Annotated in this window: 16 protein-coding genes and 4 pseudogenes; 2 read left to right on the top strand and 18 right to left on the bottom strand. The window is 73.8% G+C overall.

Features of this window, described 5'->3' with window-relative positions; translation table 11 throughout:
* Positions 1-60 precede the first annotated feature (60 nt).
* Together BS72_RS03420 and glnA are read right to left on the bottom strand one after the other, a co-directional pair.
* A pseudogene (locus BS72_RS03420) lies at positions 61-1,505 on the bottom strand (NF041680 family putative transposase).
* 224 nt (positions 1,506-1,729) lie between these two features.
* On the bottom strand, positions 1,730-3,139 hold the full coding sequence (gene glnA, locus BS72_RS03415; RefSeq protein ID WP_037906271.1) for a type I glutamate--ammonia ligase: 1,410 nt from the start codon (positions 3,137-3,139) through the stop codon (positions 1,730-1,732).
* Between the two features lie 432 nt (positions 3,140-3,571).
* Between glnA and BS72_RS03410 the strand changes: the two genes are divergently transcribed.
* Positions 3,572-4,039 (top strand): RDD family protein, encoded by a 468-nt coding sequence (locus BS72_RS03410; RefSeq protein ID WP_037906269.1) that lies wholly within the window; start codon positions 3,572-3,574, stop codon positions 4,037-4,039.
* 254 nt (positions 4,040-4,293) lie between these two features.
* Here the strand turns inward: BS72_RS03410 and BS72_RS03405 are convergent, their stop codons facing one another.
* From BS72_RS03405 to lipB, 4 genes are all read right to left on the bottom strand, one after another.
* On the bottom strand, positions 4,294-4,980 hold the full coding sequence (locus tag BS72_RS03405) for a DUF4191 domain-containing protein (RefSeq protein ID WP_037906267.1): 687 nt from the start codon (positions 4,978-4,980) through the stop codon (positions 4,294-4,296).
* A 33-nt stretch (positions 4,981-5,013) separates the two neighbouring features.
* Positions 5,014-5,247, bottom strand: coding sequence for a hypothetical protein (locus BS72_RS03400; RefSeq protein ID WP_051950600.1), 234 nt, complete (start codon positions 5,245-5,247; stop codon positions 5,014-5,016).
* A 405-nt stretch (positions 5,248-5,652) separates the two neighbouring features.
* Positions 5,653-6,645, bottom strand: coding sequence for a lipoyl synthase (gene lipA, locus BS72_RS03395; protein WP_037906264.1), 993 nt, complete (start codon positions 6,643-6,645; stop codon positions 5,653-5,655).
* A 350-nt stretch (positions 6,646-6,995) separates the two neighbouring features.
* Complete coding sequence (lipB, locus tag BS72_RS03390) at positions 6,996-7,775, bottom strand: lipoyl(octanoyl) transferase LipB (protein WP_037906261.1); 780 nt, start codon at positions 7,773-7,775, stop codon at positions 6,996-6,998.
* Positions 7,776-8,394: 619 nt separating this feature from the next.
* Between lipB and BS72_RS03385 the strand changes: the two are divergent.
* Positions 8,395-9,962 (top strand): annotated as a pseudogene (locus tag BS72_RS03385) (regulator).
* Between the two features lie 178 nt (positions 9,963-10,140).
* On the opposite strand, the gene BS72_RS03380 reads toward BS72_RS03385, so the two are convergent.
* From BS72_RS03380 to BS72_RS03325, 12 genes and pseudogenes are all read right to left on the bottom strand, one after another.
* Positions 10,141-11,424, bottom strand: a complete 1,284-nt coding sequence (locus BS72_RS03380) for an NAD(P)/FAD-dependent oxidoreductase (protein ID WP_037907454.1) — start codon at positions 11,422-11,424, stop codon at positions 10,141-10,143.
* 498 nt (positions 11,425-11,922) lie between these two features.
* Positions 11,923-12,825, bottom strand: a complete 903-nt coding sequence (locus BS72_RS03375) for a TIGR01777 family oxidoreductase (RefSeq protein WP_037907453.1) — start codon at positions 12,823-12,825, stop codon at positions 11,923-11,925.
* Positions 12,826-12,908: 83 nt separating this feature from the next.
* Entirely contained in the window at positions 12,909-13,427 is a 519-nt protein-coding gene (locus tag BS72_RS03370) for a DUF4240 domain-containing protein (RefSeq protein WP_037906258.1), read from the bottom strand.
* A gap of 112 nt (positions 13,428-13,539) precedes the next feature.
* On the bottom strand, positions 13,540-14,520 hold the full coding sequence (locus BS72_RS03365; RefSeq protein ID WP_037906256.1) for a GNAT family N-acetyltransferase: 981 nt from the start codon (positions 14,518-14,520) through the stop codon (positions 13,540-13,542).
* A gap of 135 nt (positions 14,521-14,655) precedes the next feature.
* Positions 14,656-17,364, bottom strand: a complete 2,709-nt coding sequence (aceE, locus tag BS72_RS03360) for a pyruvate dehydrogenase (acetyl-transferring), homodimeric type (protein WP_037906254.1) — start codon at positions 17,362-17,364, stop codon at positions 14,656-14,658.
* A gap of 248 nt (positions 17,365-17,612) precedes the next feature.
* Positions 17,613-18,251, bottom strand: coding sequence for a GntR family transcriptional regulator (locus BS72_RS03355; protein ID WP_037906252.1), 639 nt, complete (start codon positions 18,249-18,251; stop codon positions 17,613-17,615).
* 102 nt (positions 18,252-18,353) lie between these two features.
* Positions 18,354-18,776 (bottom strand): PIN domain nuclease, encoded by a 423-nt coding sequence (locus tag BS72_RS03350; protein ID WP_037906250.1) that lies wholly within the window; start codon positions 18,774-18,776, stop codon positions 18,354-18,356.
* Positions 18,773-18,988, bottom strand: a complete 216-nt coding sequence (locus BS72_RS03345; protein ID WP_037906248.1) for a type II toxin-antitoxin system VapB family antitoxin — start codon at positions 18,986-18,988, stop codon at positions 18,773-18,775. Before BS72_RS03345 ends, BS72_RS03350 begins: the two co-directional genes overlap by 4 nt.
* A gap of 155 nt (positions 18,989-19,143) precedes the next feature.
* A pseudogene (gene sucB / locus BS72_RS03340) lies at positions 19,144-20,911 on the bottom strand (2-oxoglutarate dehydrogenase, E2 component, dihydrolipoamide succinyltransferase).
* Between the two features lie 56 nt (positions 20,912-20,967).
* The gene (lpdA, locus tag BS72_RS03335; protein WP_037906246.1) at positions 20,968-22,356 is read right to left on the bottom strand and encodes a dihydrolipoyl dehydrogenase; all 1,389 of its coding nucleotides are present in this window, start codon (positions 22,354-22,356) and stop codon (positions 20,968-20,970) included.
* Positions 22,357-22,603: 247 nt separating this feature from the next.
* The gene (locus tag BS72_RS03330) at positions 22,604-24,121 is read right to left on the bottom strand and encodes a leucyl aminopeptidase (protein WP_037906243.1); all 1,518 of its coding nucleotides are present in this window, start codon (positions 24,119-24,121) and stop codon (positions 22,604-22,606) included.
* A 364-nt stretch (positions 24,122-24,485) separates the two neighbouring features.
* A pseudogene (locus tag BS72_RS03325) lies at positions 24,486-25,252 on the bottom strand (adenosylcobinamide-GDP ribazoletransferase).
* Between the last annotated feature and the right edge of the window lie 234 nt (positions 25,253-25,486).

Raw genomic sequence — 25,486 nt, 5'->3', positions numbered from 1 at the left:
TAGACGGTGAACTGACCGTTGGACAGGCGCGGCAGGGCGAGATTCGCCTTAGCCTGGCGTTTAACCTCGCCGTGTTTGGTGTTTCTTGATCGACTCGGCCCGTTTGGCGGTCTTTCCGACGTCGTGGTGTTTGGCGCGGTGTTTGTTCTTCGAGCCGGGGGGCCGTCCGGGCCCTGGCCGGGACGGTTTCGGTGCGGCTGCCGGACGGGCTGCCGTCGCGTGGACGTTGCGAAACCCCCGCCGGACTCGGGCGGGGGCGAGTCGGCGGGGCTCGGTGGGCCGTTCCCAGGGGCGGCGGAGGTCTTCGGCCAGCGGGCGGGCCAGGCGGAGTTGGGTGTGGGCGGCGATGATCAGCCACGTCCACAGGTCGGCGGTGTCCGCGTTCCGGATCTTCGGGGCGGTCCAGCCGAGGGTCTGCTTCATCAGCCGGAAGGTGTGTTCCAGGTCGAAGCGGCGCAGGAACGCCTGCCACCAGCGGTCCACGTCTGCCGGTGCGGGGGCGGCCTGGGAGGTCCACAGCCAGACCGGTTGGGGTCGCGGTCACCTGGTAGGCGCTCGACCCTCAGGCGGATCAGCGTGCCGTGCGGAATGGGCAGTTCCTCCTTTGCCAGGTCCAGCCAGGGGCCGCGGTGGGTGAGCCGGGGGTGTATCCGGTCCCAGGCCATCGCTTCTGCCGTGCCGTAGCGGGTGGTGTCGGTGACGCTGGTGACAACGGGTTCGTGCCAGCTGTCGGGCCGGGCGAAGGACAGGACGCCGCCGTGCTTGCGGGGTCGGCCGCCCTTCGGGCCTGACCGGGTGGGCCCGGCGTCGCGCAGCATCACGCGGTCCGAGCGCAGACGTGCGACCAGGACGACGGGCAGGTCCGCGAGCGCATGGGAGAGGAAGGCGACGTCGTAGCCTGAGTCCATGACGACCCAGATCTCCCGGTCGCCCTCGCGCCACTGCCCGGCCTGCGTCAACCGTGCTACGACACCGCGCAGTTGAGTGGCGGTGACCGCGGTCGCGTCGTCGGCCCGGCCCAGGCGGACGGCGTCCAGCAGGGCGGTCCAGGAGGTTCGGCCGGTCTCCAGGGCCGCGACGAAGGAGTAAGGCCAGCCGGGGACGAACTGGTCCTTGCTGCGGTTGCCGCGCCCGTAGAGGTGGCAGAACAACCGGTCGTCGCTGGTGGGGGCGTCGGGGCGGAGCCAGTTGCTCACGTCGACGGCCAGCACGATCCGCCCGCCGGCCGCGCGGGGCAGCGGCAGCCCGGCCAGAGCACGGCGCAGACGGGCAGGCTCGCACCAGCCCCGATCCAACGCGGCGTACAGGGCTGCGTGCCCACGCCGGTGCTCGACCGCCAGGCACAGCTCGACCAGCGTCTTCACCGGCCCGTCCACACACAGCACCGCGTCCGTGAGCTCGAAGAGCACGTCCGCACGGGCGTACAAGGACTCGTAGAACTCGATCCGAAAGCGGGACAACAAGCCCAACGCCGTACCAGCGGGCTCAGCGACAGACAGACTCATACACAGCGGCCGTTCTCTCGCACTTCAAGACTCGACATCTCGAAGGGTGGAGAACGGCCGCGCCCGTCGTCCCACACAGAACCACAGATCAGCAGGTCGGGTGACCTGCGAGGTCAAACGCCAAGCTCAGGTGCCTGCGGGTGCGACGTTTCCGCAGGTCGGCGAGGTGCTGACCTGCGGAAACGAGAAGAGATCAACCTGCGTTCCCGCAGGTCAGAGGCTCTTTACACGTCGAAGTAGAGCTCGAACTCGTGCGGGTGGGGGCGGAGCTGGAGGGGGGCGATCTCGTTGGTGCGCTTGTAGTCGATCCACGTCTCGATCAGGTCGGAGGTGAAGACACCGCCCTGGAGGAGGAACTCGTGGTCGCGCTCCAGGGAGTCCAGCACCGCCGGCAGGGAGGTCGGGACCTGCGGGACGTTGGCGTGCTCCTCGGGGGCCAGCTCGTAGAGGTCCTTGTCGATCGGCTCGGCCGGCTCGATCTTGTTCTTGATGCCGTCCAGGCCGGCCAGCAGCAGCGCGGAGAAGGCCAGGTACGGGTTGCCGGAGGAGTCCGGGGCGCGGAACTCGACGCGCTTGGCCTTCGGGTTGGAGCCGGTGATCGGGATGCGCATGGCGGCCGAGCGGTTGCGCTGCGAGTAGACCAGGTTCACCGGGGCCTCGAAGCCCGGCACCAGGCGGTGGTAGGAGTTCACCGTCGGGTTGGTGAACGCCAGCAGCGACGGGGCGTGCCGCAGGATGCCGCCGATGTAGTAGCGGGCGGTGTCCGACAGGCCCGCGTAGCCCGCCTCGTCGTAGAAGAGCGGGTTGCCGCCCTGCCACAGCGACTGGTGGACGTGCATACCGGAGCCGTTGTCGCCGAAGATCGGCTTGGGCATGAAGGTCGCGGTCTTGCCGTTGCGCCAGGCGACGTTCTTCACGATGTACTTGAAGAGCATCAGGTCGTCGGCGGCGGCGAGCAGCGTGTTGAACTTGTAGTTGATCTCCGCCTGGCCGGCCGTGCCCACCTCGTGGTGCTGGCGTTCGACCTGGAGGCCCGCGGCCTCCAGCTCCAGGGAGATCTCCGCGCGCAGGTCGGCGAAGTGGTCCACCGGCGGGGCCGGGAAGTAGCCGCCCTTGTAGCGGACCTTGTAGCCGCGGTTGTCCTCCAGCGCACCGGTGTTCCAGGCGCCCGCCTCGGAGTCGATGTGGTAGAAGGACTCGTTCGCCTTCGTCTCGAAGCGCACGCTGTCGAAGACGTAGAACTCCGCCTCCGGGCCGAAGTACGCGATGTCCGCGATGCCCGTCGACGCCAGGTACGCCTCCGCCTTCTTCGCCACGTTCCGCGGGTCGCGGCTGTACTGCTCACCCGTGATCGGGTCGTGGATGAAGAAGTTGATGTTGAGCGTCTTGTCCCGGCGGAACGGGTCCACGCGGGCGGTCGACAGGTCGGCGCGCAGGGCCATGTCCGACTCGTGGATCGCCTGGAAGCCCCGGATGGACGAGCCGTCGAAGGCCAGCTCCTCGGCCGGGTCGAAGGTCGACACAGGCACCGTGAAGTGCTGCATCACGCCGGGCAGGTCGCAGAACCGGACGTCGACGAACTTGACGTCCTCGTCCTTGATGAACTTGTTGGCGTCGTCAGCGGACTGGAACATCCAACTCCTCCTAGGCCCGGCCGCTGGCCGGGAGGCGTGGCGATCGGGGCGCGCGGTTCGGTGGACCGGCGCACTCTACCGAGACCTTAGGGACAGGCCATTTCTCCAGCATGACTCATTTGTTTCGCAGAGGTTAACCACGCGGCCGCCTCGTCGCCGCCGCGCCGCGCTCCGGTCGGTCCGGCGAGTTCGCTCCCCTCGCCGCCCGTCGCCGCCCGTCGCCGCCCGTCGCCGCCCGTCGCCCGGCTCCGGTCGGCTCTCGTCGGCTCCGGTCGGCTCGCCGGACGTCCCGCCCTTCACCTCTGCCCCAGCCTGCCCGTCGGTCCCGGGTTCCGCCTGCCCGACGCGGCCGCGCCCAACCGTTCTCCCGCCCCTTCCCGCCATGGCCTCCCGGCCCTCGGGCGTTGCCACGGCGCGGGTTACCTTTGATGCGTGGACAACAGGGAAGTAGTGGGTTCGTGGCTCTCCGGGCCCCGGGCCGCCGCGGAGCAGATGGGCGTCGAGTTCGGCTACCGCGGCGAGCGGCTGGGGCTGCCCGAGGAGGGGCCGGGGTCCATCGCACCCGTCGGCCGCCGCATCGTCGCGCTCCTCATCGACTGGCTGCTGTGCGTGCTGATCGCATACGGCCTGATCGCGCACCGTAGCCTCTACGGCGCCAACAACTGGGCGCTGGTGGTCTTCGGCGTGCTGAGCGTCATCGGGCTCACCCTGGTCGGCAGCACGCCCGGCAAGGTGGTCACCCGGCTGCGCGTGGTCTCCGTCGACGGCGGGCGCCTCAGGCCGCTCGGCGTGATCATCCGTACGGTGCTGCTGCTCATCGTCATTCCTGCCGTGGTCTGGGACCGCGACACCCGCGGCCTGCACGACAAGGCGGCCAGAGCGGTCCAGGTCCGCGCCTGACGTCTCGCGCCTGATGTCTGGCGTCTGAGGCGTCGGACCTGACGTCTCGCGCCTGAGTTCCGGGCCGAACGTCTCGCGCCAGGGGCTCCGGGCCTGACGTCTCGCGCTGAACGTCTCGCGGCCGAAGCCTCGCGCTGACGACCCGCGCCCGGGGCGGCATGCAACGCTGCCCGGCGCCCCCATATGAGGACGGCCGCGCCCGCCCGGAAAGCTCCGGGCGGGCGCGGCCGTGTGAGGAGTGGAGGGGGAGGGGCTCAGCGCGGTCCGCGCGGCATGCGCATGCCGCGGGGCATCGGGCCCTTCGGGATGGGCATGTTGCTCATGAGGTCGCCGAGCGCCCGGAGGCGGTCGTTCACCTCGGTGGTCTTCGGACCGTCCAGCGTGCGCGGCAGCCGCAGCAGGGTGGAGCGGATCTTCTTCAGCGGCAGCTGGCCCTCGTCGTCACCGACCACGAAGTCGTGCACCGGCACGTCGTAGACGACCCGGGCGACCTTCTTCTTCTCGTTGGCCAGCAGGCCCTTGACCCGGTTGGGGTTGCCCTCGCCGATCAGGACCACGCCGGCGCGGCCGACCGCGCGGTGCACCATGTCCTGGCTGCGGTTCGCGGCCACGGCCTGGCTGACGGTCCAGCCCTTGCCGACGTTCTGCAGTACGGCCGCCGCAGCGCCCGGCTTGCCCTCCATCTGGCCGAACGCGGCCCGCTCCGCCCGGCGGCCGAAGACGACCGCGGTGGCCAGCAGGCCCAGCAGGAGGCCCAGGATGCCGGCCCAGATCGGATGTCCGATCGCGAAGCCGATGCCGAGGATGACGCCGAAGGTGACGACTCCCACAGCGGCGAGGACAAGCCCGATCCTGGAATCGGCCTGCCGCGTCATCTTGTAGGTCTGCGCGATCTGTGCGAGCCGCCCAGGGCTGCTCTCGGGGGTTTCCTTCCTCGCCATGCCGCACAGGATACGTGGCCGGTCGGGACGGCGTCACCGCGGCTGGGCGGCGCCCCCGCTGCCAGTGCCCGTCAGGGCGGCGAACTCGTGCTCGGCCTCGTGGCGGTCGAGGGCGCGCTGCCGGTCGGCCACGACGGCCGCCCAGGCGTTCCTGCGGGCCGTTCGCTGGCCACCGCTCAGCAGAAAGGTTTCCACAGCGCGCAGAGCGCCCCTTACGGGCGTGCTCGGCTGGCGGTGCTGGATGGCGGGCACCTGCTCGGACGACATGGCGTCCCCCTCGGAAGAGCGTCGCGGAGCGGCGGTCGGGCGGGCGGGGTCAAACGGTGGAGCGGTGGAGCGGTGGATCAGCCGAACGGCGGATCAGCCGAACGGCGGATCGGCCGAACGGTGGAGCAAGTCGGAACGGTCGAGCGGTCGAGCGGTCCAGCGGAGCGAACGGGACGGAACGGGCTGAGCCGTCGAACAGGCGGAGCCGGCCGCCCGGGTCGCAGAACCCGGGCGGGTGGAGCGGGCACGGGACGGGCACAGGGCGGACGGGCACGGGGTGGGACGGGCGCGCGGGGTGCCGCCCTGCCACACCAGGATCGCCACTCCGTGTTACCAGCCGGTGACGACCGGGTCAATCGCGGATGAAAGCCGCACCCCGCCCACCACGGCGGCGCCGGACCGGCCTCAGCGGGCCGCGCCGGCCGCCGGCGCGGTGGCGCCGCCCAGCTCCGCGGCCTGGCCGCGGCGGTCCATGGCCTGCTGGAAGAGGCGCCCGGCGCGGTACGACGAGCGGACCAGCGGCCCGGACATCACACCCGCGTAGCCGATCTCCTCGGCCTCCTCCTTCAGCTCCACGAACTCCGCGGGCTTCACCCACCGCTCCACCGGATGGTGGCGCACGGACGGCCGCAGGTACTGGGTGATGGTGATCAGCTCGCACCCGGCGTCGTACAGGTCCTGGAGGGCCTGGCTGATCTCCTCGCGCTCCTCGCCCATGCCGAGGATCAGGTTCGACTTGGTGACCAGGCCGGCCTCGCGGGCGCGGGTGATCACCTCCAGCGAGCGCTCGTAGCGGAAGCCGGGGCGGATGCGGCGGAAGATGCGCGGCACCGTCTCCACGTTGTGGGCCAGCACCTCGGGGCGGGCGGCGAAGACCTCGGCGAGCTGCTCGGGCTCGGCGTTGAAGTCCGGGATCAGCAGCTCGACCTTGGTCCGGCCGTCGGCGCGCTCGGCGGTCATCGCGTGGATCTGCCGGACCGTCTCGGCGTAGAGCCAGGCGCCGCCGTCGGGCAGGTCGTCGCGGGCGACGCCGGTGATCGTGGCGTAGTTGAGGTCCATGGTGACGACGGACTCGCCCACCCGGCGCGGCTCGTCGCGGTCCAGCGGTTCGGGCCGGCCGGTGTCGATCTGGCAGAAGTCGCAGCGCCGGGTGCACTGGTCGCCGCCGATGAGGAACGTGGCCTCACGGTCCTCCCAGCACTCGTAGATGTTGGGGCAGCCCGCCTCCTGGCACACCGTGTGCAGGCCCTCGCTCTTGACGAGCTTCTGCATCTGTGTGTACTCGGGGCCCATCTTCGCCCGGGTCTTGATCCATTCGGGCTTGCGCTCGATGGGGGTCTGGCTGTTGCGGACCTCCAGGCGCAGCAGCTTCCGTCCGTCTGGTGCGACTGCGGACACGACCGACTCCCTACAGCGTCTATGTACAGCTCTTACGTACAGGTCTACGTCGATACGGCTTCGTCTGCGACCGACGGGGACCGCCGGCGGTTGCCGGTGGCTGTCGTCCACCGCCCCGGCAGTGCCAGGGCGGCTTCGGTACGGCGGCGCCGGAACCGTCCGCCGCGCGCGGTTTCACCCACGGCGGCTTCGAATCCTCGGCGGACTCCAGCGTACGCCTGCGGTTCACCGCCTCCCACCGTGGCAACCCCCGCCCACCTCGGCGCATTCCCCCGCGAAGGGCCCCCGGGCGTGCCGGAGATCACACGGGACGCGGTCCGGCCGGCGGTCCGGCCCGGAGCGCGGCGCCGTCAGACCGCGCGGGGGAGGGGCACGGCCGCGGTGAGCACCTCGGTGAGGTGCTTCTCGACCACCGGCGCCACCTCCTCGACGGTGACCTCGCGGCCCAGCTCCTGGGAGAGCGAGGTGACGCCCGCGTCGCGGATGCCGCAGGGCACGATCCGGTCGAAGCCGGTGGTGTCGGGGTTGCAGTTCAGGGCGAAGCCGTGCATGGTCACGCCCTTGGCCACGCGGATCCCGATCGCCGCGAGCTTGCGGTCCTCGCGGCGCAGCCCGGCGTTGGAGGGCGCGTACTCGGGGCCGCTCAGCCGCGGGTCGAACTCCTCGTCGTGGATGCGCGGGTCGAAGTCCAGGACGAGGCCGCGGGCCGTCCGCTCCTCCAGCGGGTCGCCGAGCACCCAGACGCCCGAGCGGCCCTCGACGCGGCTGGTCTCCAGGCCGAAGTCGGCGGCGGTGCGGATCAGCGCCTCCTCCAGCCGGCGGACGTGGGCGACCACGTCGACCGGGCGGGGCAGCTTCAGGATCGGGTAGCCCACCAGCTGGCCGGGGCCGTGCCAGGTGATCTTGCCGCCGCGGTCCACGTCCACCACCGGGGTGCCGTCCAGGGGCCGCTCGTCGTCGGCGGTGCGGCGGCCGGCGGTGTAGACCGGCGGGTGCTCCAGGAGCAGGCAGGTGTCCGGGACCTCGTCGACGAAGCGGGCGGCGTGCACGCGGCGCTGCTCCTGCCACGCCTCCTCGTAGTCGACCTTGTCGGCTCCGAAACCGAGACGGACGAACTGCAGCTCGCTCACGGCGACTCCCTTTGCGTGTACGCGGCGGGGGGCCCGGCTCTGGCTGATGGCCGTCGCCGAACCCACCCAGCAACTGTACGGCGGGCCGCCGCGACAGCCGCGGGGCGGGTGCGGGCGGCCGCGACGGGGCTGCGGCGAGGGGCGGCGGCGGGCCTGCGGTGAGGGCCGCGGGGGGCTGGGACGAGGGGGACCGGGGCGGCTGCCGGGGCCGGTACGCAAGGGGCGTCTGGGACCGCCGACACATGCGCGTGCGGGGGTGGCGGGAGTCCGTTATGCCGTCAGTTGTAGCCCATTCAGGCGAATATACGGTTCTTACGGTGAGCTTCCCACCGCAGACCGTTACATTCGCGCCGACCTGAGCGCCCAGAGGAAGTGGACCGTACCGCCGATGACGGACCGCCCTATCCCGCGTACACCTGGCCGTCCCCTGCCCGGAACGGAGCGCGCCGGCCGCCCCACCCAGCCCGGCTCCACCGTCCCCCGGCCCGCCCCGGGGAGCCCGCCCCGGGACCCCGCCGGACACCCCGCCCGCACCCGGCACCCCGGCGCGGGCGGGCCGCCGAGCCCGTCGGAGGCGTCAGGCCCCGCGAGCGCGTCGGGCCAGCCGGGCCGGCCGAACGTGAAGCTCGCCGCCGTCATCGCCGAGGCCGGCTTCTCGCACGCCGGGCTGGCCCGCAGGGTCAACCAGCTGGGGGTCGAGCACGGCCTGGACCTGCGCTACGACAAGACCTCCGTCACCCGCTGGCTGCGCGGCCAGCAGCCGCGCGGCACCACGCCCGCGCTGATCGCCGAGGTCTTCACCCAGCGGCTCGGCCGCCGGCTGTCGACGCAGGACCTCGGCCTGGACGCCGCGGCCCCGGTCTACGCGGGCCTGGAGTACGCCGCCACGCCCGGCGAGGCGGTGGACATCGTCAGCGGGCTGTGGCGCAAGGACACCGGGAGCCCGGTGGAGCTGCGGAAGATCGCGTTCACGCCGGCCGGGCTCGTGGTGCCCAGCCGGGACTGGCTGATCGGGCGGCCCGACGAACGGGTGGCGCGCGAGGAGGACCCCGAGGCAGGTCACGAGGCAGGCCACGGGACGGGCGCCGAAGGGGTACCCGGCACGGGGCCGGGCCGCGCCCCCGGCGGGACCCGGCCCGGCCCGGTGCCCCTGGTGGGGCGCTTCCGGCCGGGCGCGGCCGGGGCCGGCGGCGGGCTGCTCCCGGCGCGGGCCGGCCGGGTACCGGCGCAGACCCGGGGCGGCCCCCGGATGCCTCCCGCGGCCGCCGCCCCCGTCGTGTACGGGCGGGTCGGCGGCGGCGAGGTCGCGGCGGTCCAGGCCGTCGGCGACCTGTTCCGCTCCCTCGACCACGCCTACGGCGGCGGCCACGCCCGGCTCGCCCTCGTCCGCTACCTGGAGCACGAGGCGGAGCCGATGCTGCGCGGCGGCTACGGGGAGGCCCTCGGCCGGCGGCTGTTCGGCACGGTGGCCGACCTGACCCGGCTGGCCGGCTGGACCTCGTACGACATCGGCGCGCACGGCCTGGCGCAGCGCTACTTCGTGCAGGCGCTGCGGCTGGCCCAGGCGGCCGGGGACCGCGTCTTCGGCGGGTACGTGCTTGTCACGATGAGCCGGCAGGCGGTGTACCTGGGGCACGGCCGGGAGGCGGTGCAGCTGGCGCGGGTCGCACAGCAGGGGGTGGGGACGGGCGCGCCGCCCGTCGTACAGGCGCTGCTGCACGCGGCGGAGGCCCGGGGCCACGGGCTGCTGGCCGAGGGGCGGGCGTGCGCGGCCGCCCTGGCGCGGGCGGAGCGGGCGCTGGGGCCGCGCGGGGCGGGGACGAGGTGCCGGCCTGGGCGCGCTTCTTCGACGAGGCGCAGCTCGCCGACGAGTTCGGGCACTGCTTCCGGGACCTCCAGCAGTACCGGGCGGCGGCGCAGTACGCCGAGCGGTCGCTCCAGCTGCGGTCGCCAGCGTACGTGCGCAGCCGGCTGTTCTGCCGGACGGTGCTGGCGTGCGCGCGGCTGGGGATGGGGGAGGTGGAGGCCGCCTGCGCGCACGCGTGGGAGGCGCACAAGGGGGCGGCGGAGATGAGGTCGATGCGGGCGGCGGAGTACGTGCGGGACTTCCGGCAGCGGCTGGAGCCGTTCCGGGACTCGGCGGCCGCGCGGGCGTTCCACGACCGGTTGACGGCGCTGCCGAGGTGAGGGTGGCGAGAGGACCGTCGGAACGCGGGGCGGGCGCTCTGGGCCGGGGGGTCGGAAGCCGTGTGCTCGCGGCCCTTCGGTCGAAGGGCACACGGCAGGGTCGCGAACCCCCGGCCCGTCGAACCCGCCGTGTCGACAGGGCCGTTCGGGTGAGTTCGGGCGAGTCCGTGAGTTCGGGTCAGGGGCGGGGGGTGTGGAGGTCGTGGAGGGCCGCGGTGGCGGCACGGCGGCCGGAGACGAGGGCGCCCTGGACGGTGGAGGTGTCACGGTGGTCGCCGCAGACGTAGAGGCCGGCCAGCAGGCGGACCGGGCGGCGGAGGTCGTGGGGGGCGGGCATGGCCGGGACGGCGGTGGGGTCGGTGCGGGTGGCCAGGTGGTCCCAGTGGTCGGTGGGGGTGTCGTAGAGCTCGGCGAGGTGGGCGCGGACGGCCTTGTCGCGGGTCTCCTCGGTGCCCGGCGGCAGCGGGCCGAGCAGCACCGAGGTGACGAGGGCGCGGCCGAGCGGGGCGCGGCTCGGGTCCACCGCGCTGGCCTGGTACGTGTAGGCGACCGGCCCGGCGCGGTCGGCGTCGAGGATCAGGGCGGGCCGGCGGACGGAGGTGGCCGGGAGCGCGTGGTGCACCACCGTGACCTGGTGGAAGTCCGGCACCCGCAGGCCCGGCAGCAGTTCGCCGGCCGAACGCGCGTCGGTGGCCACCACGGCCGCCCGGCAGGCGAGTTCGGTGCCGTCCTCGGTGCGGACCCGGTTCACCGCTACGTGGACGGCCCGCACGCCGAGCCGGACGGTGCCCGGCGGCAGGGCCGCGGCCAGCCGTTCGGGCAGCCGCGCGGCGCCGCCGGCCGGCAGGCAGACCCGGCCCCGGGCGAAGCCGCGCAGCACCAGGTCCGCCACCCGGCTGGAGGTGTTGAGCTCCTGGTCGTAGAGGAGCGCGGCCAGCAGCGGGCGCAGGAAGCCGTCCACCGTACGGGGTGCGAAGCCGCGCGCCCCGGCCAGCGCCACGGCGGTGGTGGTCTCCGGACGGGCGGTCAGCCGGGTCACCGGGGTGGCGGCGAGCCGGTTGAGGGCGGTGCCGTACCGCGCCCGGTCGAGCGCCGAACCGATGGGCGTCCGGACGGGAGCGAGGGCGGTACGGGCGCCGCGCGGCTCGCCCACGCGGTAGCTCCGGCCGCCGGCCCGGACCATCACGCCGGGGGCGAAGGAGGCGAGCTCCAGCCCGCGCAGGGCGGGTTGCCGGCGCAGTTCGGGGTAGCAGGAATTGAGGAGGTGGGGCCCGCGGTCGAGCCGGAAGCCGTCCAGGGTGTCGGTGGCCATCCGGCCGCCGATCCTTTCCGAGGCTTCCAGGACGATGACGGACAGGCCCGCCTCGGTCAGCTGATGCGCGGCCGAGAGACCGGCGAGTCCCGCGCCGATCACGATCACGTCCGCGGTGGTGGCAGTTCTCCGGCATGCTGGCGAGAGCACGTTGCCCCTCCAGGAGATCGGGTCCTTCCCCGCTCGCGCCGCGGCGGCCGGCACAGAGGTGCGGGTCTGGCACGGGACCTCCGCCGGGCGCTGCTAGAGGTCATGCCCCCAACAACGACAAAAAATGCGGGCGGCGCACACGAACCGGACAGTCCCGGACAGGTTCTGACGGCAGGTCGGAGGTCTGTTCTCCTCCGGCGGAGCCCCCGGCGGTGGCGGAGGGGTGTCCTCCGGTCGCGGCGGTGCGGCCGGAGGGGCCGTGAGCGGGCCGGACACGTCAGCCCGCGGCACCCCCGGGCCCGTACGGCCCCCGCCCGGGTCCGGCGGACTCCGGCGCGCTGATGGCGCGTTGCTGTCGTCCGCCCGGCCCGCGAGGGCGGGCGGCGGGGCCTCGGGCGACGGTCGTGCGGGGCCCCGGGCGACGGTCGCGCGGAGGCCTTCGGGCGGCGGTCGTGCGGCGGGGGAGGGTTCGGGCGGCGGTCGTGCGGCGGGGGAGGGTCAGACGCGGTTGCGCGGCGGGAGGGCGGCGCGGATCGCCTCCTCGATTCCCGGGTGGGTGAAGGTGAAGCCGGCGTCGAGCAGGCGGCTGGGCCGGACCCGCTGGCTGCCCAGCACGTCCCCGGCGAACTCGCCCAGCACGGCCCGCAGGGCGAAGCCGGGCACCGGCAGGGCCGTGGGGCGGCGCAACACCTTGCCCATGGCGGCGGTGATCTCGCGGTTGGTCAGCGGTTCGGGCGCGGTCAGGTTCACCGGTCCGGACAGCCCCGGGGTGTCGATGGCGAAGCGCAGCGCGGCGACCTCGTCGGCCAGCGAGATGAAGCTCCAGAACTGCCGGCCGCCGCCGATCCGGCCGCCGAGACCGGCCTGGAAGATCGGGAAGAGCGCCCCCCACGCGCCGCCGCCGTGCGCGACCACCAGGCCGGTGCGGGCGTGGACGGTACGCACCCCGGCCTCCCGGGCCGGGTCGGCCGCCGCCTCCCAGTCCCGCACCAGGTCGGCCAGGAAGCCGTGCCCGGCCGGGCTCTCCTCGTCCACGAACCGGTCGCCGGTGTCGCCGTAGTAGCCGATGGCGCTGCCGCACACCAGCACCGGCTTGGGGTCCAGCGCGGCGACCGCGCGGGCGAGGGCGGCCGTCCCCTTCACCCGGCTGTCGCGCAGCTCCCGCTTGCGCTGGTCGCTCCAGCGGCGGGCCGCGATCGGCGCGCCGGCCAGGTTGACGACGGCGCCGCAGCCGCTCAGGGCCTGCGGGGCGACGGTGCCCGCAGCCGGGTCCCAGCGGGCCTGTCCCGGTCCGTCGGGATCGTGGCGGACGAGCGCGACGACCTGGTGGCCGTCGGCGGCCAGGGACTCGGTGAGGGCGGAGCCGATCAGGCCGGAGGCGCCGGCGACAGCGATACGCATGGCGGCCATTGTGCCGGGTCGCGGCCGGGGGCCGGCCGAAGCGCGCCCGCAAGGCGCTCAGCCGGAGCGGGCCCACCAGGCGCTCAGCCGAAGCGCGCCCACAGGCGGGGCAGGTCGGCGGCCATCGCCTCCGCGTCGTCGAAGTCCGGCCGGTCGCCCTCAGGGGCGTCCTCCTGCGGTGGCAGGCCCAGCTCGGGCAGGCGCAGCCCGGTCAGCTGCTCGTACGCCTCGTCGGCCGCGTAGCCGACGTCCTCGGCGTCGCCGTCGGTCTCCGGGTCGAAGGCGGGGACGAGGTCGGCCAGGTCGTCGGGGGAGGCCAGGGCGCCCTCGAAGACGTCCCGGCCCTGGGCGATCAGCCAGCAGCGGAAGAAGTCGAACGCCTCCTCGTCGGCGCCGCCGAGCATGACGTCGGCGGCGGCCCACACGTCCCAGCGGTGGGCGCGGTGGAAGCGGGTCTCGAAGTGGCGGGCGAAGTCCAGGACGGCCTCGGGGTCGTCGAGCTCGGCCAGCCGGTCCACCAGCGCGTCGGCGTGGTCCTCCGGGTCGCCGTCGGCCGCCGCGCGGGTCTCGTCGACGATCTGCCAGAACTCCGTCTCGTCCATCACGCGTAACAGCTTCCCGCCCCGCCCCACCCGACGCACGCCCGGCGGGCCGGATGCGGCCGTGTTGTTACGTGCGGGGCGGGAGGGGAGCCTCCCGCCGGGCCCGCGGGCGTCAGCGGCGCAGGGCGAGCCGGTACGCGACGGTACGGCGCAGCGGGCGGTAGCCGAGCGCCGCGTTGAGCGCGTGCATGTGGCGGTTGTCGTCGGCGGTGCCGGTGGTGATCTCGGCGACCGCCGGGTGGTCGCCGCGCACCCGGCGCAGCATGGCCGCCTTCAGCCACAGGCCAAGGCCGTTGCCCCGGTGGCCGGGCAGCACCGCGGTGTCGAGCTGCCGGGCCGGCTCGGCAGCCTCCGCGGGCAGCACCAGCCGCGTGTAGCCGGCCACGGCGCCGTCCGGGTCGGCGAGCGCGGCGACGGTCAGCAGCCGCTCGCCGCGCCGGGCGGCGGCCTCGGCCGTGTCGTGCTCGCCCAGATGCGGGGCGTGCCGTCCGGCGTCGCCGCGCGGGCCGCCGCCCAGCGTGCCGCGGGCGGCGGCGAACCCGGCGGCCAGTGCGGGCGGCGGCGGCCCCTCCCACACCGACAGCCGGTAGCCCGGGTGCGGCACGTCCGGCAGCTTGACCACCCGTTCGGGTACCTCGCACAGCGCCAGCCGCTGCCACGTCAGGCGCTGCACGGGGACGAACCCGCGGGTGGCCAGGAAGTCCTCCCCCGGAGCACCGGCCGGGACCTCGGCGGTGACCCCCGCGCACCCCTCGGCGGCGGCCGCCTCCGTGGCGGTGGCCAGCAGCCGGGAGCCGGTGCCCATCCGCCGGTGGGCCGGGTGCACGACGAGGTCCAGCCCGGCGGTGGGAACGCGGTCGGAGGCGGGCAGCCGCAGCGCGGCTGTGGCCGTCGGGTCGCCGCCGGGGCGCCGCACCAGCCACAGCAACTGGCGGGAGTCCTCGCCGGCGGCCGTGAGCGCCCTGCGGACCGAGGCCGGTGAGGGCAGCGGTTCGCCCGGCCGGTCGTGGCTGGACGCGGCCGTCCACACGCGGTGCCAGGCGCTCAGGTCGTCGGCCGACGGCGCGCCCAGCGGACTGGGGTTGGGTGGCATCCGGGGGACGGTAACCGCTGTCCGTACGCCCCCGCAATCCCCGTTCCGGCCACGGCACGGCGACGCCGCCCGATGGAATCCTCCACCGGGCGGCGTCGCCGTGCCCGACCGTCGCGACCGGCGTCGCGAGAAGTGCTACAGCCCGTAGCGCTCAGCGGCCTCCTTGACGACCTCCGGCTTGACCTCGCCGCGCCGGGCGAGTATCGACAGCGCCTGGACGACCACCGACTGGGCGTCCACGCCGAAGTGGCGGCGGGCCGCCACGCGGGTGTCGGACAGGCCGAAGCCGTCCGTGCCCAGCGAGATCCAGTCCTGCCGCACCCAGGGGGCGATCTGGTCCGGGACCGCGCGCATCCAGTCGCTGACGGCCACCACCGGGCCCGGCGCGCCCTGGAGCGCCCGGGTCACGTACGGCACGCGGTCCTCGCCGCGCAGCCGGGCCGCGTCGCACTCCATGGCCTCGCGCCGCAGCTCCGTCCAGGACGGCGCCGACCACACGTCGGCGGCCACGCCCCACTCCTCGGCCAGCAGCTGCTGGGCCTCCAGAATCCAGTGGATCGCGGTGCCCGAGGCCAGCAGCTGGACCCGGGGCGCGTCGGCGGCCCGGACCTCCGCCTCCTGGAAGCGGTAGAGGCCCTTGAGGATGCCCTCCTCCACGCCCTCGGGCATGGCGGGCTGCGCCTTCGGCTCGTTGTAGACCGTCAGGTAGTAGAAGATGTCCTCGGCGTCCGGACCGTACATGCGGCGCAGACCCTCGCGGACGATCACCGCGACCTCGTACGCGAACGCCGGGTCGTAGGAGATCACCGCCGGGTTGGTGGACGCCAGCAGGTGCGAGTGGCCGTCCGCGTGCTGGAGGCCCTCACCGGTCATGGTGGTGCGGCCGGCGGTGGCGCCGACGACGAAGCCGCGGCCGAGCTGGTCGGCGAGCGCCCAGAACTGGTCACCGGTGCGCTGGAACCCGAACATCGAGTAGAAGATGTAGAACGGGATCATCGGCTCGCCGTGGGTGGCGTACGACGTGGCCGCGGCGGTGAAGTCGGCCAGCGAGCCGGCCTCGGTGATCCCCTCGTTGAGGATCTGGCCGTTCGTCGCCTCCTTGTAGTACAGGAGCTGGTCGCGGTCGACGGGGTCGTACGTCTGGCCCTTGGGCGAGTACAGGCCCGCCGACGGGAAGAGCGACTCCATGCCGAAGGTGCGGGCCTCGTCGGGCACCACGGGCACCCAGCGGTGGCCGGTCTCCTTCTCCCGCATCAGGTCCTTGACCAGCCGGACGAACGCCATCGTGGTGGCGATCTCCTGGCCGCCCGAGCCCTTGTGCAGCGCGGTGAACGACTTCTCGGCCGGCATCGGCAGCGGCTTGGCGACGACCCGCCGGGCCGGCGCCGGGCCGCCCAGGGCCGCGCGGCGCTCGCGCAGGTACTGGGCCTCGGGGGAGTTCTCACCCGGGTGCCAGTACGGCACGGTGTCGCCGGCCAGGGCGCTGTCCGGGATGGGCAGCTCCAGCAGGTCCCGCATGTCGCGGAACTGCTCCATGGTGAGCTTCTTCATCTGGTGGTTGGCGTTGCGCGACTCGAAGTGCGAGCCGAGCGTGTGGCCCTTCACCGTCTGCACCAGCACCACGGTGGGCGCGCCCCTGTGCTCCAGGGCGGCGCGGTAGGCGGCGTACACCTTGCGCGGCTCGTGGCCGGCGCGGGAGGTCTGGAACAGCTCCAGCAGCTTGGCGTCGTCCAGCCGGGAGGCGATGGCGCCCAGCGCGGCGTCGGCGCCGAAGAAGTGGTCGCGGATGTAGGCCGCGTCACGGGTGGCGTACGTCTGGAACTGGGCGTCGGGCGTCGCGCGCAGCCGGCGCAGCAGGGCGCCGTCGGTGTCCTGGGCGAACACGCCGTCCCAGGCCGAGCCCCACAGCGACTTCACGACGTTCCAGCCGGCGGCGCGGAACTGCGCCTCCAGCTCCTGGACGATGCGGAAGTTCGGGCGGACCGGACCGTCGAGCCGCTGCAGGTTGCAGTTGACGACGAAGGTGAGGTTGTCCAGGCCCTCGCGGGAGGCCAGCGCCAGGGCGGCGGTGGACTCCGGCTCGTCCATCTCGCCGTCGCCGAGGAAGGCCCACACGTGCGAGTCGGAGGTGTCCTTGATGCCGCGGTGCTCCAGGTACCGGTTGAACCGGGCCTGGTAGATCGCCGACAGCGGGCCGAGGCCCATGGACACGGTCGGGAACTCCCACAGCCACGGCAGGCGCCGCGGGTGCGGGTAGGAGGGCAGGCCGTCGCCGCCGGCCTCGCGGCGGAAGCGGTCGAGGTGCGCCTCGGTCAGCCGGCCGTCGAGGAAGGCGCGGGCGTAGACGCCGGGGGAGGCGTGGCCCTGGACGTAGAGCTGGTCGCCGCTGCCGTTGTCGGCGCCGCCCAGGCCGTCCTTGCCGCGGAAGAAGTGCTGGAAGCCCACCTCGTACAGCCACGCCGCGGAGGCGAAGGTCGAGATGTGGCCGCCGAGGCCGTCCTTGCTGCCACGGGTGACCATGGCCGCCGCGTTCCACCGGTTCCAGGCGGTGATGCGGGCCTCGATCGCCTCGTCACCCGGGTACGCGGGCTCGGCGGCGGTCGGGATGGTGTTGAGGTAGTCCGTCTCGGTCAGCGACGGCAGACCAAGATCGGCCTGGGCGCTCTCCAGGGTGCGGCGCATCAGGTAGGCGGCGCGGTGCGGGCCGGCCGCCTTGGTGACCGCGGCGAGGGAGTCCCGCCATTCCGCGGTCTCCTCGGGGTCGGTGTCGGGTACCTGGTCGAGCTGAACCGGCCGGTCCAGGGGCCGTTCGAGGGGCCCGGTGGGGCCTACGGCGTCAGGCATGGGTGCCGCCTTCCGGACAGAGATTGGGGGTGGGGAAAATGCTTCGGTCGGGCACGACAGGGAGCTCCCCACTACCGACGATACGACGCCGATCGATGATCGATCAATAGCCGTAACACGAGGAAACCGCAGGTCGGCACAGGGTGCCAGCCTTCGAGGCACGCAGTGCCAGCGGATTCGGGCCTTGGATTCCCCGGCCGACGGGGTCTTCCACGGGCGTGAGGACCGGAGAACTCCCGGCTCCGGGCCTACACCTGCGGGGCACAGCTGAGCACGTGCTCCTTGATCAGTCCGGTGATCTCCGGGTCGCGGCGGCGGAACGCGTCCACCAGGTCCTGGTGCTCCTGGGCGTACTCCCGCGGCGCCGGGCTCAGCCAGCGGATGGACAGGGTGGTCCACACCTCGGTGCCCAGCGACTCCCAGGTGTGCAGCAGCACCGCGTTGCCCGCGGCCCGCACCAGCTCGTGGTGGAACGCCACGGTGTGCCGCACCTGCGCCTCGCTGTCCAGCGCCGCGTCCGCCGCCCGCAGCGCCGCCACCTCCCGCTCCAGCGCCGACAGGTCCTCGGCCAGCCGTCCGGCCGCCAGCTCGGCCGCCACCTGCTCCAGCCCGGCCCGGACCGGGTAGCTCTCCTTGAGGTCGGCCGGCTTCAGCTCGCGCACCCGCACGCCCTTGTTGGGCGCGGAGTCGATCAGCCGCAGCGCCTCCAGCTCCCGCAGCGCCTCGCGCACGGGCGTCTGGCTGACCCTGAGCTCCACCGCGATCCGCCGCTCCACGATCCGCTCACCCGGCTTCCAGCGGCCGCTGACGATGCCTTCGAGGATGTGCTCGCGGATCTGGTCGCGCAGGCTGTGCACGACCAGGTTCGTAGCGGCGGCAGGGCCCATCGGGCGCCCTCCTTCACGGTTGCGGTGCTCTAGACGATACGACCCCGCCTCCGCCGCCGTCCGCCACCCGGGGTCTGCGCCCCGCGCACCCCGTCCCGCCGGCTACCGCTCCGCGTCCGGGCCGTACCACTGGAGGGGCTGCCCGGTGAAGGCCGCGACGCACTCGAAATCGCGGTCGCGGTGCAGGAGGGTCAGCCCTCGGAGCTCCGCGGTCGCCGCCACCACCAGGTCCACGGCTCCGGCACTGCGGTGCTGCCCCTTGCGGGTCAGTAGTTCCTGGATGCGCAAGGCCCGGTCGTAGGCCCGGTCGTCAACCGGGACCCAACCGAAGAGCATCCGCATGTCCTCGATGCCCCGGGCGCGGTCCTCGGCCGACCGTGCGCTGTAGAAGAACTCCAGCTCGGTGATGGGGCAGGTCGAGATGAGCCCCGCCTCGGCGGCGCGGTCCCAGCCGTACTTCTCGCCGTCTCCCCGGAGGAGACGGGCCAGAGCGCTGGTGTCGATCAGGAACTGCGACGCACTCACCGGCGGTAGTTCCTCTTGTCTTCGAAGAGGTCGAGGTCGAAGCCGCCCTGACCGGCCGCTGAACGGAGCCGGGCCAGCGCCAGGGCGCGCCTGCGGTTGTCCAGAACCTCGCGGAGGGCCGTGTTGACCGTGTCCTTCTTGGTGTTCGTTCCTAGGGCCTGTGCGACGTCGGCCAGCAACCCGTCGTCGAGGTCGATCACCGTTCGGCTCATGTGCGGCACCTCCGTTGATATATGTGATGTATCGAATGATACATCGGCGGATGTACGCGTCGGTGCGGAAACGGCTTGGGCGGTCCGGACACCCCCGGAAAGCAGCCGGCGGCCGCCCCCGGAAGGGGGCGGCCGCCGGACTGCGGGCGGGGTGGTCAGAGGCCGAGCTCGACCTCGAACTCGCCGGCCTCCAGGATCTCCTTGACCGCGGTCAGGTAGCGGGCGGCGTCGGCGCCGTCCACCAGGCGGTGGTCGTAGGAGAGCGACAGGTACGTCATGTCCCGGACGCCGATGACGGTGCCCTCGGCGGTCTGCACGACCACCGGGCGCTTGACGGTGGCGCCGATGCCCAGGATGGCGACCTGGTTCGGGGGCACGATGACCGTGTCGAACAGCGCGCCGCGCGAACCGGTGTTGCTGATCGTGAAGGTCGCGCCGGCCAGGTCGTCCGGGGTGATCTTGCTGGCCCGGACGTTGGCCGCCAGCTCCGCCGTCTTCTTGGCGATGCCCGCGATGTTCAGGTCGCCGGCGCCCTTGATGACCGGGGTCATCAGGCCGCGCTCGGAGTCCACCGCGATACCGACGTTCTCGGTGTCGAAGTAGGTGATCGTGCCCTCGTCCTCGTTGATGCGGGCGTTGATCACCGGGTGGGCCTTGAGCGCCTGGGCGGCGGCCTTGACGAAGAACGGCATCGGCGAGAGCTTCACGCCCTCGCGGGCCGCGAAGGACTCCTTGGCCAGCCCGCGCAGCCGCATGAGGCGGGTGACGTCCACCTCGACGACGCTGGTCAGCTGCGCCTGCGTGTGCAGGGCCTTCAGCATGTTGTCGCCGATGACCTTGCGCATCCGGGTCATCTTGACCGTCTGGCCGCGCAGCGGGGACACCGCCGGCGTGCCGGCCGCGGCCTTCGCCGGGGCGGCGGCCGGAGCCTTCGCCGCGGCCTTGGCGGCCTCGGCGGCGGCGAGCACGTCCTGCTTGCGGATGCGGCCGCCGACGCCGGTGCCGCGCACCGACGCCAGGTCGACGCCGCTCTCCACGGCCAGCTTGCGGACCAGCGGGGTGACGTAGGCACCCTCGGACCCGCCGGCCTCGGCCGGAGCGGCCGGAGCCGCCGGCTGGACCGGTGCGGGCGCCGCCGGGGCCGGGGCCGCGGGCTGGACGGGGGCCGGAGCCGGAGCGGCCGGGGCCTGCGCCTGCGGGGCGGGGCGGCCGGCTGCGCGGGGCGGCCGGCTGGACCGGGGCGGGCGCCGCCGGAGCCGGGGCCGGGGCGGCGGGGGCCGGGGCCTGGGCCGGAGCGGCACCGGCCGCGCCGACGACCGCCAGGCGGGCGCCGACCTCAGCCGTCTCGTCCTCCTGGACCAGGATCTCCAGGACGGTGCCGGAGACCGGCGACGGGATCTCGGTGTCGACCTTGTCGGTCGAGACCTCCAGCAGCGGCTCGTCGGCCTCGACGGTCTCGCCGACCGCCTTCAGCCAGCGGGTGACGGTGCCCTCGGTGACGGACTCGCCGAGCGCCGGCAGCACCACGTCGGTGCCGGAGGCGCCGGAGCCGCCCGCGGTGGCGGCGGCGGTCGGGGCCGGGGCGGGCGCGGCCGCCTCGGTGGACGGCACGGCGGCGGGCGCGGCGGGGGCCGCGGCCGGCTCGGGCTGAGCCGCCGGGGCGGCGGGCGCGGCCGGGGCGCCGGTGCCGTCGTCGATGACGGCCAGCTCAGCGCCGACCTCGACCGTCTCGTCCTCGGCGACCTTGATGGAGGAGAGCACGCCGGAGACGGGGGAGGGGATCTCGGTGTCGACCTTGTCGGTCGAGACCTCGAGCAGCGGCTCGTCGACCTCGACGCGCTCGCCCTCGGCCTTGAGCCAGCGGGTGACGGTGCCCTCGGTCACGCTCTCGCCGAGCGCCGGCAGGGTTACGGAAACCGCCATGGTTGCGGTTGCTCCTAACGATCTGTGCGGATGGGTGGCTCTTGCGGTTGCGAGGGTCAGTCGTGCGAGTGCAGCGGCTTGCCCGCGAGCGCGAGGTGGGCCTCCCCGAGGGCCTCACTCTGCGTGGGGTGGGCGTGGATCAGCTGCGCGACCTCGGCCGGCAGCGCCTCCCAGTTGTAGATCAGCTGGGCCTCGCCGACCTGCTCGCCCATCCGGTCACCCACCATGTGGATGCCGACGACCGCGCCGTCGCGGACCTGGACCAGCTTGACCTCGCCCTGGGTCTTGAGGATCTTGCTCTTGCCGTTGCCGGCCAGGTTGTACTTGAGCGTGACCACCTTGTCCGAGCCGTAGACCTCCTTGGCCTTCGCCTCGCTCAGCCCCATCGAGGCCACCTCGGGGTGGCAGTACGTCACCCGCGGCACGCCGTCGTAGTCGATCGGCACCGGCTTGAGGCCGGCCAGCCGCTCGGCGACGAGGATGCCCTCGGCGAAGCCGACGTGGGCCAGCTGGAGGGTGGGCACCAGGTCGCCGACCGCGGAGATCGTCGGCACGTTGGTGCGCATCTGCTCGTCGACGAGGACGTAGCCGCGGTCCATCGCGACGCCCTGCTCCTCGTAGCCGAGGCCCTGCGAGACCGGGCCGCGGCCGATCGCGACCAGCAGCACCTCCGCCTCGAAGGTCTTGCCGTCCGCCAGCGTGACCCGCACGCCGGAGTCGGTGTACTCGGCGCCCTGGAAGAACGTGCCGAGGTTGAACTTGATGCCGCGCTTGCGGAAGGCCCGCTCCAGCAGCTTGGAGCTGTTCTCGTCCTCGACCGGCACCAGGTGGGGCAGGCCCTCGACGATGGTGACGTCGGTACCGAAGGACTTCCACGCCGAGGCGAACTCGACGCCGATGACGCCGCCGCCCAGGATGATCGCGGACTGCGGAACGCGGTCCAGGACCAGCGCGTGGTCCGAGGAGATGATCCGGTTGCCGTCGATGGTCAGGCCCGGCAGCGAGCGCGGCACGGAGCCGGTGGCCAGCAGCACGTGCCGGCCCTGGACGCGCTGCCCGTTGACGTCCACCGAGGTGGGGGAGGACAGCCGGCCCTCGCCCTCGATGTAGGTGACCTTGCGGGAGGCCACCAGGCCCTGCAGGCCCTTGTACAGGCCGGAGATCACGTCGTCCTTGTACTTGTGGACGGCCGCGATGTCGATGCCCTCGAAGGTGGCACGCACACCGAACTGCTCGCTCTCACGAGCCTGGTCGGCGATCTCGCCGGCGTGCAGCAGCGCCTTGGTGGGAATGCATCCCTGGTGCAGACAGGTGCCCCCGAGCTTGTTCTTCTCGATCAGGGCGACGTCCAGTCCCAGCTGCGCGGCACGCAGAGCGGCCGCGTAGCCACCGCTGCCACCGCCGAGGATCACTAGGTCGAAAACGGTGCTGGCGTCGTTCGCCACGTCACGTCCTCCATGCATGGGTACGCCGGAGCCGGTCCGCGGTGACCGGGCGGCGGTTGGGTTCGGCCGCTTTGTCTCAAAGGGGGCCCTGTCGTGCCGAGACAACATCTTCGCACTTGTCGGCGCCCGGCGGGGCATCGGCCCGGGCCGTCGGCGCCAACACGTACGGCCCCGGGGGCGTACCCGGGGCCGTACGTGACGGATCTCACTGCCCGTGCGGTGCCGTCCGGCGCCCGGGCCGCACCGCTCAGCGGGCGAACAGCTCGCCCTCGGCGGTCCGGCGGGCCAGCGCCACCAGGGTGCGCACGGCCGAGCCGGTGCCGCCCTTGGGGGTGTAGCCGTACGGGGTGCCCTCGTAGAAGGCCGGGCCGGCGATGTCCAGGTGCGCCCAGGTGATGCCCTCGCCGACGAACTCGCGCAGGAACAGGCCGGCGATCAGGCCGCCGCCCATCCGCACGCCCATGTTCGCGATGTCGGCCACCGACGAGTCGAACGACTTGCGCAGCTGCTGCGGCAGCGGCATCGGCCAGGAGTCCTCGCCCTCGGCCAGCGCGGTGGCGTGCACCTCGGCGCGGAAGTCGTCGTCGTTGGCCATGATGCCGAACCGCTCGGTGCCCAGCGCCAGCACCATCGCGCCGGTCAGCGTGGCCACGTCCACGATCGCGTCCGGGGACTCCTCGGAGGCGCGGGTGATCGCGTCGGCCAGCACCAGCCGGCCCTCGGCGTCGGTGTTGAGCACCTCCACCGTCCGGCCGCCGTACATCCGCAGCACGTCACCCGGGCGGGTGGCGTCGCCGCCGGGCATGTTCTCGGCCAGCGCCAGCCAGCCGGTGACGTTCACCTGAAGGCCCAGCCGGGCCGCCGCGACGACGGCCGCGAACACGGCGGCGGCGCCGCTCATGTCGCACTTCATCGTCTCGTTGTGGCCGGCCGGCTTCAGCGAGATGCCGCCCGAGTCGTAGGTGATGCCCTTGCCGACGAACGCCAGGGTGCGCGCGGTCTTGCTGTGCGTGTAGGCCACCCGCACCAGCCGCGGCGGCGTGGCCGAGCCCCGGCCGACGCCGATCAGGCCGCCGTAGCCGCCCTTGGCCAGCGCCTTCTCGTCCAGCACCTCGACCTTCAGGCCGTACTGCTTGGCCGCGGCCTGCACCTGGGCGGCGAACAGCGACGGGGTCAGCTCGTTCGACGGGGTGTTGATCAGGTCGCGGGCCCGGTTCATCTCCTCGGCCACGGTCAGCGCCCGCTCCAGGGCGGCCTTGACGGCCTTGTCGCGCGCCTTGGCGCCCACCAGCGCGGCCTCGCCCAGCGGCTTCCTGCCCGAGTCGCTGCGCTCGGTGCGGAAGGCGGTGAACGTGTAGGCGCCCAGCACCGCGCCGGTGCCCACCGCCTCCACCTGCTCGGCGGTGCCGACCGGCAGCGCGAAGGCGGCCTTCTTCACCCCGGACAGGGTGCGCGCGGCGACGCCCGCGGCACGACGCAGCGCCTCGGCGTCGTAGACGTCGTCCTCGGGGGCTTCGCCGAGCCCGACCGCCAGCACGAGAGCGGCCTTCACGCCGCTGGGCGCGGGCACCTTGACGGCCTCGCCCTCGGCGCCGGTCGCCCCCAGGGTGTCCAGGACGGCCGCGAGCTTTCCGCCGAACGCGTCGTCCACGCTTTCCGCGCCGGGCGCGAGGCGCGGGCCCTTCGGCCCCTTGGCCACGCCGACGACGACGGCGTCCGCCCGCAACGCTGCGGCGGAGGAAGAGCTGAGTGTCAGACCAGTCACGGTGGTGGGAGTCCTATCAATCGAAGGTGGAGCGATGCCGCCGCGTCGACGGGGCGACCTTCAGGCGAGGGTACGCCGCCACCTTCCCGTCATCCCCGCACCCCACCCGTGCCGCCTGCGACTTCCCGTGCCGCACCACCCGCCGGAGGGCCCCGGCGCGGGGCCGGGGACGTTCGGCGGGGGAGCCGTCACAGCGAGGAAGGGGTGTTCGGGGTGGGGTGGTTGGGACGGGAAAGGGGTGTTCGGGGTGGGGCGGTCGGGACGGGGAGGGGCGTTCGGGGTGGGGCGGCGGCCGGGACGTCGACGGCGCGTCCGCGCTTCGGGGTGAGGCGCCTTCGCGTGCGGCTCGACGGCTTGTTCGCGTTCAGCGAAGGGCGGTCAGGACGAGGACGGCGGTGGCGGACGCCTCGCACAGGGCGCCGAAGACGTCGCCGGTGACGCCGCCGAAGCGGGTCCGGCAGCGGTACAGCAGCGCCTCGGCGACCAGCAGCCCCGCCGCCGCGGACAGCGCCAGGCGCAGCCACTCCAGGCCCGGCAGGGCCAGGCCGGCCAGCCCCGCGAGGACGGTCCAGAGCGCGGCCACCGTCCAGGCCGCCGGCGGCGGCAGCACCCCGGCCACGGCCGCCCCAGCCCTCCCGGCCGGGCCGCCGGGACGCCCCGGCGGCAGGCCAGCGCCATCGCGGCCCGTCCGGTGGTGGCGGCCACGGCGGCGCAGGCCAGCCCGTGGCCGCGGCCGTGGCCGTACGCGCCGGCCAGCGCCGCGGTCTGCGCCAGCAGCACCAGCAGCAGGGTGACGACGCCGAACGGGCCGATGTCCGAGCGCTTCATCACCTCCAGCGCCTGCGCGGGCGGCTTGCCGCTGCCCAGCCCGTCGGCGGTGTCGGCCAGCCCGTCCAGGTGCAGGCCCCGGGTGAGCACGGCGGGGACGGCCACGGCCGCGACGGCGGCGAGCAGCGGCCCGCCGCCCAGAGCCGCCACCACCCACCCCGCGCCGCCGGCCGCCACCCCCACGACCAGCCCGGCCAGCGGCGCCGCGGCCATCCCGCCGCGCGCCGCCGCCCGGTCCCACCGTGTCAGCCGCACCGGCAGCACGGTCAGCGTGCCGAAGGCGAAGCGCAGCGCGTCCCCGATCCCGGCGCGGGCGCTTTCCGTGCCCGTGTCTGCGCCCGCGTCCGTACCGCTGCTGCGGGCGGGCTCGGCTTCGGCTTCGGCTCCGGGTTCGGGTTGCGGGCTGTCGGTGGAGGCGGTGGAGGCTGCGGCCTCGGGCTCGTGGGGGGCGGCGTTCACCGCGTGAGGCTACCGCGCACCTCGCGCCCGGGGCCCGCCCGCGATCCCGGGGTGGCGGGCCGCCGCCGGGGATGCGGG

It is taken from the genome of Actinacidiphila yeochonensis CN732, from assembly GCF_000745345.1.
GTDB classification, from domain to species: Bacteria; Actinomycetota; Actinomycetes; order Streptomycetales; family Streptomycetaceae; genus Actinacidiphila; species Actinacidiphila yeochonensis.
This window is presented reverse-complemented; position numbering and strand designations above follow the sequence as displayed.

Excerpts from the sequence above, each read along its gene's own strand:
- glnA (WP_037906271.1), bottom strand. The coding sequence starts at position 3,139 with ATGTTCCAGTCCGCTGACGACGCCAACAAGTTCATCAAGGACGAGGAC.
- BS72_RS03405 (WP_037906267.1), bottom strand. The coding sequence starts at position 4,980 with ATGGCGAGGAAGGAAACCCCCGAGAGCAGCCCTGGGCGGCTCGCACAG.
- BS72_RS03400 (WP_051950600.1), bottom strand. The coding sequence starts at position 5,247 with ATGTCGTCCGAGCAGGTGCCCGCCATCCAGCACCGCCAGCCGAGCACG.
- BS72_RS03375 (WP_037907453.1), bottom strand. The coding sequence starts at position 12,825 with ATGCGTATCGCTGTCGCCGGCGCCTCCGGCCTGATCGGCTCCGCCCTC.
- BS72_RS03370 (WP_037906258.1), bottom strand. The coding sequence starts at position 13,427 with ATGGACGAGACGGAGTTCTGGCAGATCGTCGACGAGACCCGCGCGGCG.
- BS72_RS03365 (WP_037906256.1), bottom strand. The coding sequence starts at position 14,520 with ATGCCACCCAACCCCAGTCCGCTGGGCGCGCCGTCGGCCGACGACCTG.
- aceE (WP_037906254.1), bottom strand. The coding sequence starts at position 17,364 with ATGCCTGACGCCGTAGGCCCCACCGGGCCCCTCGAACGGCCCCTGGAC.
- BS72_RS03355 (WP_037906252.1), bottom strand. The coding sequence starts at position 18,251 with ATGGGCCCTGCCGCCGCTACGAACCTGGTCGTGCACAGCCTGCGCGAC.
- BS72_RS03345 (WP_037906248.1), bottom strand. The coding sequence starts at position 18,988 with ATGAGCCGAACGGTGATCGACCTCGACGACGGGTTGCTGGCCGACGTC.